Here is a 13,027-nt window from a genome sequence, read left to right as displayed (position 1 = left end):
GCACCCGGTGCCCTCCGCTCGCTACCAGCCGGCGGACGGTCCGGTCAGCTCCCTGATCGCCGGTCGTGCGGCATCCAGCACGGTCATGAACCAGGCCGAGAACGGCGCCCGGGCATGCTGCTCGGTCAGCTCGTCGGCTGTCACGAACGCGGTTTCGCCGACTTCCTCCGGGTCCGGGTGCAACTGGTCCTGCGCCATTCCCACGAAGAGATGGTTGAACTCCTGCTCCACCAGGCCGGAGGCCGGGTCGGGGTGGTTGTAGCGGACCGTGCCCGCCTCCGCCAGCAGGGAGGGAGAAACCCCCAGCTCCTCGTACGTACGCCGGGCGGCGGCGGCGAAGGGCGCCTCACCCGGGTAGGGGTGGCCGCAACAGGTGTTCGACCAGACACCGGGGGAGTGGTACTTGCCGAGCGCGCGGCGCTGCAGCAGCAGCCTGCCCTGCTCGTCGAAGAGGAACACCGAGAAGGCCCGGTGCAGTTGACCGGGCGGCTGATGGGCGGCGAGCTTCTCCGCCGTACCGATGGTGGTGCCGTTCTCATCGACCAGTTCGAGCATGATCGCTTCTGCTGTGCCGTTCGACGAGCTGTTCGCCGCGGTGGCTGGTGTGGTCGGCATACCCATCCTTCGCTATGGTCCCGGCCCCGTGCGCCGGTCCCGTCGAGTCCGCTCAAGTCTGCCGTACAAAAGCCGCTTGTCCGCACTTCGGGGTCCTGGCATGTCCGGCCCCACCGCACCCCGGGGGCACGGCGGGGCCGGACGGCACGTCAGACGCCGAAAGCCGCCGGGTAACGGATCGTGCCCCGCGGCACCGGAGCGGAGTCGTCGAGCACCAGAGCCATCATCGCTTCGTCCGGGACGTCGAAGCCCGGCCGGATCCCGTACCGGGACGCCGGTACGAAACCGAACTTCGGGTAGTACTCGGGATGACCGAGCACCAGGACGAGCGGCTCGCCCCGCAGCCGGGCCGCGTCGAGCACGGCCCGCACCACGGCCTGTCCGGCGCCCTGCCGCTGACGGTCCGGGGCCGTCGCCACAGGGGCCAGCGCGAGCACCGGCGCGTCCCCGACCCGGCAGCGGGTCAGCAGCGCGTACGCCGCGATCCCGCCGTCCGGGCCGTCCAGCGCGACGTACCCGAGGCCGGGCAGCCAGGCCGCCGGATCGGCGCGCAGCGCGTCGACGAGAGCTGCTTCGTCCGGCGTCGGGAACGCGGCGGCATTGACCGCGTGCATGGCCTCGATGTCCGCCGCCGTCTCCGGCCGGGTCGTCCAGCGCGGGTCGGCAGGGCGCAGTACGTAGCAGGCGTAGCCGTACTCCGCACCGTGGTCGCGCCGCATGGCCAGCTCCTCGCGGCTCGCCGCGAGCGCCCACTCCATACCGGGAGCCGACGTGTCGGCGGCCTCGACACGCTCGGCGAGCGGGACGTAGTACTCGTCCCAGTCGCTGTCGGGCTGCACCCACACCCCGAGGACGTGGTAACCGGCCGCCACGGCTGCCGCGGTGTTGGCCGCCACGGGGCGCAGCGCAGTCTCCTGCTCCCAGAAGGCGCGGGCCTCGTCCGTCGGCGTGTCCGTCGTCCAGACGCACTCGCTGACGACGAGGGAGCCGCCCGGGGCGAGCAGCCGCTTCCAGTCACGCAGTGCGGTGTCGAAACCGATGATGTAAGCGGACCCCTCGGCCCAGACGAGATCGAACGACCCGTCCGGGAAGTCGGGGCCGCAGAGCTCGGCCATGTCGGCCCGGACCGTACGGATGCGGTCGCCGAGCCCACGGGCTTCGGCCGCCTCGCGCAGTTCGTCGAGGAACGGTTCGTGGAGGTCGACGGCGGTCACCTCGGCGCCCGCCTCGGCGGCGAGCAGCAGTGCGGCGCGGCCGGGACCGCAGCCCAGGTCCAGGACGCGCGGACGGCGTGGCAACGGGCCGGTGAGCTCCAGCAGCCGCCGGGTGGTGGCATCGGAGCCGGGGCTCTGCCGGGGCAGGTTGTGGTGCAGGGAGAAGAACGCCTCGGAACGGATGGCGTGATCGTTGTCGGTCAACGTGGGAAACCCTTGCGTGTGAGGGCTCCGGCCAACGTGTCGACCCGGTGCGAGTCGGGGCGTCAGCCGAGAACCCGGGAGATGAAGAGGGACCGGATGCTGCGCCGGGCAGGCGCCGTCGCGACGGTCATCAACCTCAGCTCCTCTCTCGGACACGGGGAGGCCCATACACCTCGGCGAATACCCTACACGGCCCTGCTGAACGGCAGTTCAGTGGCAGAGCCTGGCCTCGTGCTCGGCATGGCCGCTCGGCTCCAGCTGGAATGTGCAGTGCTCCACGTCGAAGTGGACACCGAGGCAGCCCTGCAGTTCATGGAGGAGCTTCTCGTGACCGATCGAGTCGAGCATGTCCTGACGCACCACCACATGGGCGGAGAGCACCGGCATTCCCGACGTGATCGTCCAGGCATGCAGGTCATGGACGTCCAGCACTCCGGGCAGGGCGGTGATGTGGGCACGTACCTCAGCCATGTCGACGCCCTTGGGCGCCGCCTCCAGCAGCACATTGAGCGTCTCCCTGAGCAGCTTCACCGTGCGGGGGACGATCATCAGGCCGATCACCAGCGAGGCGATCGGGTCGGCGGCCTGCCAGCCCGTGGCCAGGATGACTCCCGCCGAGATCAGCACGGCGAACGAGCCGAGTGTGTCGGCGAGCACCTCCAGATAGGCGCCGCGCACATTGAGGCTCTCCTTCTGGCCGCGGAGCAGCAGCGACAGGGAAATCATGTTGGCGACCATGCCGACCAGGGCGAAGACGATCGTCAGTCCGCCCCTGGTCTCGGCCGGGGTGATGAAGCGCTGGATCGCCTCGAAGAGCAGGAAGCCGCCCACACCCAGCAGCAGCAGACAATTGGCCAGGGCGGCGAGGATCTCGGCGCGGGCGAAGCCGAAGGTGCGATTGAGCCCGGCCGGCCGGTTGGCGAAGTGGATCGCCAGCAGTGCCATGCCCAGACCCAGGGCGTCGGTCGCCATATGGGCCGCGTCGGCGATCAGGGCGAGTGAGTCGGAGAGCAGTCCGCCGACGATCTCCACGACCATCACGGTGAGTGTGATGCACAGCGCGATCCGCAGCCGTCCCTTGTATGCGGCAGCTGCCGTGCCGGTGGGCGGTGGTCCGCCGTGTGTGTGCCCGTGGTCGTGCCCTGCCCCCATGGGGACGCCTCCCGGTCGTCTCGCGGACTCGGACGCGATCCGCCCGAGCACTGCCAGTGAACTACGGGTGGGGGGTATCCGGCAACACGGCACTGAACACCGTTGTCATATGCCCTGACCTGCGGAAATGCTTGCAGGTCAGGGCTGTGGGGCGATCGCTGACGGCTCAGTTGCCGCGTGCCTCGGGGTGGTGCAGGCACCAGCCCTGCCAGGCCGACTCGACCATCTCGCGTACCCCGCGCCGGGCCGTCCAGCCGAGCTCCTCGGAAATCCGGACGGCGGACGCGACGGCCTTTGCCGCGTCGCCGGGGCGGCGCGCCTCGATCTCCGGCTTCTCCGGCCGGCCGCTGACCTCGCCCACCAGATCGGCGAGCTCACGCACCGAGACGCCCTCGCCGCGGCCGATGTTCACGGTCAGGTCCCCGGCGTCCTGCTCGGCCAGCCTCCGGGCGACGGAGAGATGCGCGTCGGCGAGGTCCGCGACATGGATGTAGTCGCGGATGCAGGTGCCGTCGGGTGTCGGGTAGTCGTCACCGAAGATCCGGGGGGCCTCGCCGCGGGTCAGCCGGTCGAAGAACATCGGAATCACATTGAAGACACCGGTGTCCGACAGTTCCGGCGCGGCCGCTCCGGCCACGTTGAAGTAGCGCAGACAGCCGGTGGACAGGGAGTGCGCCCTCCCGGTCGCCCGGACCAGCCACTCCCCGGCGAGCTTGGTCTCACCGTACGGATTGATCGGAACACACGGAGTGTCCTCGGTGATGAGTTCCACATCCGGTACGCCGTACACCGCGGCCGAGGACGAGAACAGGAAGCGCCGCACACCGGCGGCGACGACGGCCTCCAGAAGGACGGTCAGCCCGGCCAGGTTCTCCCGGTAGTACAGCAACGGCTTCTCGACGGACTCGCCGACCTGCTTCTTCGCTGCGAGATGCACCACACCGCTCACGTCGTACTGGGCCAGCACCCGGTCGAGCAGCGCACGGTCGGCGGCCGAGCCCCGGATCAGTGGAACATCCGCCGGGAGCCGCTCGACGACACCGGTCGAAAGGTCGTCGAGGACGACCACCCGCTCACCGGCACCCGCCATGGACCGCACTACATGTGCACCGATATATCCCGCTCCGCCTGTGATCAGCCATGTCATGCGGGTCAGCCTAGGTGTATGCCATCGCGTTTTGTCAGCCGAGGCGGGGATCGACGATGATGATCGCGGACGGCGTCGCATGATGCCGGTCCACCCCGAACGGAGCACAAACGGGCAGTGAACTCCCGCTTCCGTTCATCCGATAGCCTCTGCCGACGTGCCGCCGGCCCGCTTGTGGGCCTCAATGTCGCGCGCCGGCCCCGTCAGCACCAAGGAGTGAGTTCGTCTGTCGACCGCCATCCTCACCGGTGCACCGGTACCCGGATCGTCGCTCGTGGACGATCTGCGGTCACTGGGCTTCGACGTACAGATCGCCGCCGATGTGACCGAGGCCGCACTGCTGCTCTCGGCCGTCCCCGCCGACCGCCGCGTCGCACTGGTCGACCCCCGTTTCGTCGGCCATGTCCATGCCCTCCGGCTCGGGCTGACCGACCCGCGCTTCCCCGCCGCCACCGTGACCGGTGCGCTCACCGCGCAGCCGGAGGCGCGCCCCGCGCTCGTCCGCGCTCTGAGCACCACCGCCGCGGCCGTCGGCGCGGGCGTCCCGACCGGCCCGGGCGCGACCACGACGACGGTCACCGACCGCACCGTGCCGGGCCGCCTCGCCGTCACCATGGACGCGGAAGGCACCGCTGTGCAGCGCCCCGAGCTCGGCTCGCTGGTCGCCGCCGTCCCGGCCGACGAGTCCGCACGCACCACCGCGCAGAGCGCCGTCACCGCAGTCGACGACGAGGCGGTACGGCTGCGCAGCGCCGTGAAGGCCCACGACGGCTTCTTCACCACGTTCTTCATCAGCCCGTACTCCCGCTACATCGCCCGCTGGTGCGCCCGCCGCGGTCTCACTCCGAACCAGGTCACCACCGCATCCCTGCTCACCGCGCTGATCGCGGCGGGCAGCGCGGCGACCGGCACCCGCGGCGGCTACATCGCCGCCGGACTGCTACTGCTCTTCTCCTTCGTCCTGGACTGCACCGACGGGCAGCTCGCCCGCTACTCGCTGCAGTACTCGACGATGGGTGCCTGGCTGGACGCCACCTTCGACCGGGCCAAGGAGTACGCGTACTACGCAGGCCTCGCGCTCGGCGCCGCCCGCGGCGGTGACGACGTATGGGCACTGGCCCTCGGCGCGATGGTGCTCCAGGCCTGCCGCCATGTCATCGACTTCTCGTTCAACGAGGCGAACCATGACGCGGTGGCCAATTCGAGCCCCACGGCAGCCCTCTCCGACCGGCTCGACAGTGTCGGCTGGACGGTCTGGCTGCGCCGGATGATAGTGCTGCCGATCGGCGAGCGCTGGGCGATGATCGCGGTGCTGACCGCGGTGACCACGCCCCGGATCGTCTTCTACGCCCTGCTCATCGGCTGCGCCTTCGCGGCCTGCTACACCACCGCGGGCCGCCTGCTGCGCTCGCTGACCCGGAAGGCGCAGCGCACCGACCGCGCCGCCCGGGCACTGGCCGACCTGGCCGACTCCGGTCCCATCGCCCAGATCGTGGCGGCACGGGGCCCCCGGATCGGGGGCGCCTGGAGCGCACCGGTCATCGCGCTCGTCGGCGCGGGGGCACTGATCGCCGCCGCCCTCCAGCAGCCGTTCGGCAGCACGCAGATGATCTTTGCCGCGGTGTTCTACGCGATCTGCTCGGGCATGGCCGTGGCCCGCCCCCTCAAGGGCGCCCTCGACTGGCTCGTACCCCCGATATTCAGGGCGGCGGAGTACTGCACCATCCTCGTTCTCGCCGCCCGCAGCGATGTCGCGGGAGCCCTTCCCGCAGCCTTCGGGCTGGTCTCGGCCGTCGCCTACCATCACTACGACACGGTGTACCGCATTCGCGGCGGCACCGGCGCGCCGCCCCAGTGGCTGGTACGCACGATCGGTGGGCACGAGGGCCGCACTCTGGTGGTGGCCGTACTCGCCGCCGTGCTCACTCAGCATTCAGCGTTCACCGTGGCGCTCACCGCTCTCGCGGTGGCTGTGGCACTGGTGGTGCTCGTGGAGTCCATCCGCTTCTGGGTGTCCTCCGGAGCACCCGCCGTACACGACGAAGGAGAACCCGCATGATCGGCCTCGTACTGGCAGCCGGTGCAGGACGGCGTCTGCGCCCCTACACCGACACGCTTCCGAAGGCTCTCGTGCCTGTGGGCCCTGAACAGGACGGCGCTGCGAAGACGGTCCTGGACCTGACGCTGGCGAACTTCGCGGAGATCGGCCTCACCGAGGTCGCCGTCGTCGTCGGCTACCGCAAGGAAGCCGTGTACGACCGCAAGGCCGAGCTCGAGGCGAAGTACGGCGTGAGCCTCACCCTGATCGACAACGACAAGGCCGAGGAGTGGAACAACGCCTACTCCCTGTGGTGCGCCCGTGACGTCCTGACGCGCGGCGTCATCCTGGCCAACGGCGACACCGTCCACCCGGTCTCCGTCGAGAAGACCCTGCTCGCCGCCCGGGGCAACGGCCAGAAGATCATCCTCGCCCTCGACACGGTGAAGCACCTCGCCGACGAGGAGATGAAGGTCATCACCGAGGGCGACAAGGGTGTGCGGCGCATCACCAAGCTGATGGACCCGGCCACCGCGACCGGTGAGTACATCGGCGTCACCCTCATCGAACCGGAGGCCGCCGCGGAGCTCGCCGACGCCCTGAAGGCGACGTTCGAGCGCGACCCCGACCTCTACTACGAGGACGGCTTCCAGGAGCTCGTGAACCGCGGCTTCACCGTCGACGTGGCCCCCATAGGCGAAGTGACGTGGGTCGAGATCGACAACCACGACGACCTCGCGAAGGGCCGTGAGATCGCGTGCCAGTACTGACCCGGCTCATCCCGTCCCCGGTCGTGGTCGACATCCGCCGCGGCGCTCTGGACGATCTGGCCGGTCTCCTTGCCGACCAGCGGATCTCCAACTCCGGCAGGCTTGCCATCGCCATAAGCGATGGCTCGGGGCGGGCGCTGCGCGAGAAGCTCTCGCCGGTGCTGCCCGGCGCCGATTGGTACTGCGTGGCCGGGGGCAACATCGACGCGGCCGTGAAGCTGGCCGACGACATCAAGGGCAAGCGGTACGACGCCGTGGTCGGCCTCGGCGGCGGCAAGATCATCGATGTCGCGAAGTACGCCGCGGCCCGGGTCGGCCTGCCACTGGTCTCCGTCGCCACGAACCTCGCCCACGACGGCCTGTGCTCGCCGGTCGCGACGCTGGACAATGACAACGGCCGCGGCTCGTACGGTGTCCCGACGCCGATCGCGATGGTCATCGACCTTTCCGTCATCCGCGATGCCCCGGACCGTTTCGTACGCTCCGGCATCGGTGACGCGATCTCCAATATCTCGGCGATCGCCGACTGGGAACTCTCGCACCAGGTCAATGGCGAGCAGATCGACGGACTCGCCGCGGCCATGGCCCGTACGGCGGGCGAAGCCGTCCTGCGCCACCCCGGCACCATTGCCGACGACGAGTTCCTCACTGTCCTCGCCGAGTCGCTCGTGCTCTCCGGCATCGCGATCTCGATCAGCGGCGACACCCGCCCGTCGTCCGGCGCCTGCCACGAGATCAGCCACGCCTTCGACCTGCTCTTCCCCAAGCGGGCCGCGAGCCACGGCGAGCAGGTCGGCCTCGGCGCTGCCTTCGCGATGCATCTGCGCGGAGCCCATGAGCAGTCCGGGCTGTTCTCCTACGTACTGCGCCGCCACGGTCTGCCCGTCCTGCCCGAAGACATCGGTTTCACCGCCGACGAGTTCGTCAGGGCCGTCGACTACGCCCCGCAGACCCGCCCGGGACGCTTCACGATCCTGGAACACCTCAACCTGTCCACCGACCAGATCAGGGACGCGTACGCCGACTATGCCAAGACCATCAGTAGCTGAACTCCGCCCGGTCGTTCACCCGGACGGTGTGAAGGACCGGCGCAGCGGTGAGCACTGGGCCGGGCGCATGTACATGCGGGAGATCTCGCTGCACATAGACCCGTACCTGGTGAACACGAAGATCACGCCGAACCAGCTCACCTACCTCATGGTGGTCGTGGGTGTCATAGGCGGCGCAGCCCTGCTGATCCCGGGGCTGACCGGCGCTATCCTCGCGGTCGTGCTGTTCCAGATCTATCTCCTGCTCGACTGCGTCGACGGAGAGGTCGCCCGCTGGCGCAAGCAGACCTCGATCACCGGTGTCTACCTCGACCGGATCGGCCACTACCTCTGCGAGGCGGCTCTTCTGGTCGGCTTCGGCATCCGGGGTGCGGACGTCTTCCACCAGAACGGCACCTCGACCAACTGGCTGTGGGCGTTCCTCGGGACGCTCGCCGCGCTCGGCGCGATCCTGATCAAGGCCGAGACCGACCTGGTCGACGTCGCCCGTCAGCGCAGCGGACTGCCCGCCGTCAAGGACGAGGCGTCCGTGCCGCGCTCCTCCGGCCTGGCGCTCGCCCGCCGCGCCGCTGCCGCGCTGAAGTTCCACCGCCTCGTCGGCGGCATCGAGGCCAGCCTCTTCATTCTGGTGGCCGCGATCCTCGATGTGGTCCACGGCGACCTGTTCTTCAGCCGTCTCGGCATCGCGATCCTGGCCGGCATCGCCATCGTCCAGACCCTTCTGCACCTCGTGTCGATCCTGGCGTCGAGCAGGCTGAAGTGAGCACCCCCATGAAGCTCGGCGCGGTCGTCATCACGATGGGCAACCGCCCCGAAGAGCTGCGCGCCCTCCTCGATTCGGTCGCCGAGCAGGACGGCGACCGGATCGAAGTGGTGGTCGTCGGCAACGGCGCCCCCGTACCGGACGTCCCCGCGGGTGTACGCACCGTCGAGCTGCCCGAGAACCTCGGCATCCCCGGCGGTCGCAACGTCGGGATCGAGGCCTTCGGCCCGTCCGGCGCCGATGTGGACGCTCTGCTCTTCCTCGACGACGACGGACTGCTGCCGCTCACGGACACCGCCGAGCTGTGCCGACAGGCGTTCGAGGCCGATCCCGAACTGGGCATCATCAGCTTCCGTATCGCCGACCCCGACACCGGCGTCACCCAGCGCCGCCACGTGCCACGGCTGCGTGCCTCCGACCCGATGCGCTCCTCGCGCGTGACGACCTTCCTCGGCGGCGCCAACGCCGTGCGCAGCAAGGTCATCGCCGAGGTCGGGCCGCTGCCCGGCCAGTTCTTCTACGCGCACGAGGAGACCGATCTCGCCTGGCGGGCACTGGACGCCGGCTGGATGATCGACTACCGCGCGGACATGGTTCTCAACCATCCGACGACCGCCCCGTCGCGGCACGCGGTGTACCACCGCATGGTGGCCCGCAACCGGGTCTGGCTGGCCCGGCGCAATCTGCCGGCGCCGCTGGTCCCCGTCTACCTGGGTGTGTGGCTGCTGCTGACCCTGCTGCGCAAGCCCTCCGGGCCGGCCCTCAAGGCATGGTTCGGCGGCTTCCGGGAAGGCTGGTCCACGCCGTGCGGAACCCGCCGTCCGATGAGGTGGCGCACGGTATGGCGGCTGACCAGACTAGGCCGCCCTCCCGTGATCTGAGAGGCTCTCCTCTGAGAGCATGAGTCGTACGTTTTCTCCACGGGACCTGTCCGCTCCGAGCCGCGCCCGCGACTGGCTGCGCATCCTGAATACGAGAGTTTCATCTGGTGAGTGACACAACCCATGATGGTGCGGTCGCACTGAGCACCCCACCATCCGCCGACGACGGCCTGAGCGCGGCCGAGACGGCCACCAAGTACGGCCTGACGGTGAGCGGCGCCCGGCCAGGGCTCTTCGAGTACATCCAACAGCTCTGGGGCCGCCGCCACTTCATCATGGCGTTCTCCAGGGCGAAGCTGACCGCCCAGTACAGCCAGGCGAAGCTCGGCCAGCTGTGGCAGGTGGCCACACCGCTGCTCAACGCCCTGGTCTACTACCTGATCTTCGGGCTGATCCTGGGTACCAGGAAGGGAATGACCCAGGAGATCTTCATCCCGTTCCTGGTGACCGGTGTCTTTGTCTTCACCTTCACCCAGAATTCGGTGATGGCGGGTGTGCGGGCCATCTCCGGCAACCTCGGACTGGTCCGGGCGCTGCACTTCCCGCGCGCCTCGCTGCCCATCTCGTTCTCGCTGCAGCAGCTCCAGCAGTTGCTGTTCTCGATGATCGTGCTCGCGGTCGTGGCCGTCGCCTTCGGCAGCTATCCGGGTCCCTCCTGGCTGCTGATCATCCCGGCGCTGGTGATGCAGTTCCTCTTCAACACCGGCCTGGCGATGATCATGGCCAGGCTCGGCAGCAAGACCCCCGACCTCGCCCAGCTGATGCCGTTCATCATGCGGACCTGGATGTACGCGTCGGGCGTCATGTTCTCCATCCCGGTGATGCTCAAGGACAAGCCGGACTGGATCGCCGACGTGCTCCAGTACAACCCGGCGGCCATCTACATGGACCTGATCCGCTTCGCGCTGATCGACGGCTACGGCTCGGAGAACCTGCCGTCGCACATCTGGGTCGTGGCGCTCGCCTGGTCGGTCCTCGTCGGCGTCGTGGGCTTTGTGTACTTCTGGAAGGCAGAGGAACGGTACGGCCGTGGCTGACGACAACACTTCGGGGCGCGTCCCCACCGTCATCGCCGACGATGTGCACATCGTGTACCGGGTCAATGGCGCGGGCGGAGGCAAGGGCAGCGCCACTGCGGCACTGAGCCGGATATTGCGCCGCGGCAAGGGCGAGTCGCGCGGTGTGCGGAAGGTGCACGCCGTCCGCGGAGTCTCCTTCACCGCCTACCGGGGCGAGGCCATCGGCCTGATCGGGACCAACGGCTCCGGCAAGTCGACCCTGCTGCGGGCCATTGCCGGTCTGTTGCCGACCGAGCACGGCAAGGTGTACACGGACGGCCAGCCGTCGCTGCTCGGTGTGAACGCGGCGCTGATGAGCGATCTGACCGGCGAGCGCAACGTGGTGCTCGGCGGTCTCGCGATGGGCATGTCGCGCGAGGAGATCCGCGAGCGCTACCAGGGCATCGTCGACTTCTCCGGCATCAACGAGAAGGGCGACTTCATCACCCTTCCGATGCGGACGTACTCCTCCGGAATGGGCGCGCGGCTGCGTTTCTCCATCGCCGCCGCGAAGAACCACGACGTCCTCATGATCGACGAGGCGCTGGCGACCGGTGACCGCAAGTTCCAGATCCGCTCCGAGAAGCGCATCAGGGAGCTCCGCAAGGAAGCGGGCACCGTCTTCCTGGTCAGCCACAGCAACAAGTCCATCAGGGACACCTGTGACCGGGTGCTGTGGCTGGAAAAGGGCGAGCTGCTGATGGACGGACCGACGGACGAGGTCCTCAAGGCGTACGAGCGCGAGACCGGGAAATAGCTGCTCCCAGGTCTCGTGACGCCGAGGTGGCCTCCGCCGGAGAGTTCCGGCGGAGGCCACCTCGGCGTCCGGATCGTGGACTCCCGGCGGCGGCCACCACCCCCGGCGGTACGCCCAGCACAAGATCTCCTCCCGTCGGATGACGTCAATTTCCTTGCGCACGGGGAAGGTTGGCGGGGCAGGGCGCGTTGTTCTTCTGCGCGTAACACCCCGGCGTATCGATGAGCGTTGTACAACGTAAGCTGTAGCGGTGCTGATTCGTTGCAAGTGGGGCGATAGTGCCTGGCCATACGGCCTGGCGGCGTGCTCCGCACTCGGTAGAGCGGGCGGCGTGTCCGGAATGGGATGTTTTAGGTCAGCAGTGTAGAACGGGAGATGTGACGGCTATGACGGAAAATCTCCAGCTCCGAGGTGCTCACGCCGTCCCAGCGCCGGGCGGTCGGTGGTGACCCGTACCCAGCAGGTGCACCCCGATGCCGCCGTGCCCAGCACCCTCGACAAGGCCGCGGACGAGAATTTCCCCGTAGCACCCTTCTTTCTGCCGCGCGCCTGGCGCGACGACCTGATGGCCGTCTACGGCTACGCCCGTCTCGTCGACGACATCGGCGACGGCGATCTCGCCCCCGGCGGCGCGGACGCCCGCCATCTCGGGCTCGACCCGGCGCAGACCGAGGACCGGCTCGCCATGCTCGATGCCTTCGAGGCCGATCTGCACCGGGTCTTCGACAGCGCGGGCGACGGCCCGCGCCACCCCCTGCTGCGTGCCCTGCGCCCCACTGTGCGGCGCTGCGCGCTGACTCCCGATCCCTTCCTCGGCCTCATCGAGGCGAACCGGCAGGACCAGAAGGTCCGCCGCTACGGGACGTACGAGGACCTCGTCTCCTACTGCGAGCTCTCCGCCAATCCCGTGGGCCGGCTTGTCCTGCAGATCACCGGAACCGCCAGCCCCGAACGCATCCGCCGCTCCGACGCCGTCTGTACGGCCCTGCAGATCGTCGAGCACCTCCAGGACGTCACCGAGGACCTCGGCCGCGACCGGATCTATCTGCCCGCGGACGACATGGCCCGGTTCCATGTCCGCGAAACCGATCTGGCCGCCCCGTCGGGGGGCGCATCGGTGCGTTCACTGGTTGCGTACGAAGCAGAACGCGCTCGGGAACTGCTGAATGAAGGCACCCCCCTGGTGGGTAGCGTCCACGGCAGGCTCAAGCTGCTTCTCGCCGGATTCGTGGGAGGGGGGCGTGCCGCCCTCACCGCGATCGCGGCCGCCGGGTTCGACGTACTGCCCGGACCGCCCAAGCCCACTAAGCCCAGCCTGCTGCGCGAAGTGGGAGTTGTCTTGCGAAGAGCGCGTAGAGAGGGGTGAGCCGGACCGTGGA

12 protein-coding genes are annotated in these 13,027 nt (G+C 69.0%); 8 read left to right on the top strand and 4 right to left on the bottom strand.

What is annotated here, in order from left to right; translation table 11 throughout:
• Positions 1-21: 21 nt before the first annotated feature.
• The 4 genes from idi to galE all read right to left on the bottom strand — a co-directional run bounded on the left by idi (position 22) and on the right by galE (position 4,332).
• Entirely contained in the window at positions 22-615 is a 594-nt protein-coding gene (gene idi, locus ACIPEK_RS14845; RefSeq protein ID WP_327271596.1) for an isopentenyl-diphosphate Delta-isomerase, read from the bottom strand.
• A 149-nt stretch (positions 616-764) separates the two neighbouring features.
• A complete protein-coding gene (locus tag ACIPEK_RS14840; RefSeq protein WP_401995378.1) occupies positions 765-2,033 on the bottom strand; it encodes a bifunctional class I SAM-dependent methyltransferase/N-acetyltransferase in 1,269 nt (422 codons plus the stop codon).
• A gap of 210 nt (positions 2,034-2,243) precedes the next feature.
• On the bottom strand, positions 2,244-3,185 hold the full coding sequence (locus ACIPEK_RS14835; protein ID WP_401995375.1) for a cation diffusion facilitator family transporter: 942 nt from the start codon (positions 3,183-3,185) through the stop codon (positions 2,244-2,246).
• Positions 3,186-3,351: 166 nt separating this feature from the next.
• The gene (galE, locus tag ACIPEK_RS14830) at positions 3,352-4,332 is read right to left on the bottom strand and encodes a UDP-glucose 4-epimerase GalE (protein ID WP_401995372.1); all 981 of its coding nucleotides are present in this window, start codon (positions 4,330-4,332) and stop codon (positions 3,352-3,354) included.
• A 274-nt stretch (positions 4,333-4,606) separates the two neighbouring features.
• Between galE and ACIPEK_RS14825 the strand changes: the two genes are divergently transcribed.
• The 8 genes from ACIPEK_RS14825 to hpnC all read left to right on the top strand — a co-directional run bounded on the left by ACIPEK_RS14825 (position 4,607) and on the right by hpnC (position 13,014).
• Positions 4,607-6,391 carry a DUF5941 domain-containing protein gene (locus ACIPEK_RS14825; protein ID WP_401995370.1) on the top strand — a complete coding sequence of 595 codons (1,785 nt, stop codon included), beginning with the start codon at positions 4,607-4,609 and terminating at the stop codon, positions 6,389-6,391.
• Positions 6,388-7,140, top strand: coding sequence for a sugar phosphate nucleotidyltransferase (locus ACIPEK_RS14820; RefSeq protein WP_401995367.1), 753 nt, complete (start codon positions 6,388-6,390; stop codon positions 7,138-7,140). The genes ACIPEK_RS14825 and ACIPEK_RS14820 overlap by 4 nt, the downstream gene beginning before the upstream one ends.
• Positions 7,128-8,189, top strand: coding sequence for an iron-containing alcohol dehydrogenase family protein (locus ACIPEK_RS14815; protein WP_401995364.1), 1,062 nt, complete (start codon positions 7,128-7,130; stop codon positions 8,187-8,189). Before ACIPEK_RS14820 ends, ACIPEK_RS14815 begins: the two co-directional genes overlap by 13 nt.
• Positions 8,167-8,952: a CDP-alcohol phosphatidyltransferase family protein gene (locus ACIPEK_RS14810; protein WP_189279352.1), complete on the top strand. Its 786-nt coding sequence runs from the start codon at positions 8,167-8,169 to the stop codon at positions 8,950-8,952. Before ACIPEK_RS14815 ends, ACIPEK_RS14810 begins: the two co-directional genes overlap by 23 nt.
• A gap of 8 nt (positions 8,953-8,960) precedes the next feature.
• A complete protein-coding gene (locus ACIPEK_RS14805; RefSeq protein WP_401995846.1) occupies positions 8,961-9,833 on the top strand; it encodes a glycosyltransferase family 2 protein in 873 nt (290 codons plus the stop codon).
• Positions 9,834-9,940: 107 nt separating this feature from the next.
• The gene (locus ACIPEK_RS14800; RefSeq protein WP_401995361.1) at positions 9,941-10,870 is read left to right on the top strand and encodes an ABC transporter permease; all 930 of its coding nucleotides are present in this window, start codon (positions 9,941-9,943) and stop codon (positions 10,868-10,870) included.
• A complete protein-coding gene (locus ACIPEK_RS14795; protein WP_401995358.1) occupies positions 10,863-11,648 on the top strand; it encodes an ABC transporter ATP-binding protein in 786 nt (261 codons plus the stop codon). Before ACIPEK_RS14800 ends, ACIPEK_RS14795 begins: the two co-directional genes overlap by 8 nt.
• 445 nt (positions 11,649-12,093) lie before the next feature.
• Positions 12,094-13,014 (top strand): squalene synthase HpnC, encoded by a 921-nt coding sequence (gene hpnC, locus ACIPEK_RS14790; protein ID WP_401995355.1) that lies wholly within the window; start codon positions 12,094-12,096, stop codon positions 13,012-13,014.
• The last annotated feature ends 13 nt before the right edge of the window (positions 13,015-13,027 follow it).

Source organism: Streptomyces sp. NPDC088246, assembly GCF_044741025.1.
GTDB lineage: Bacteria > Actinomycetota > Actinomycetes > Streptomycetales > Streptomycetaceae > Streptomyces.
The sequence above is the reverse complement of the archived record's forward strand: the minus strand, read 5'-3'. Positions and strand labels throughout refer to the sequence as shown.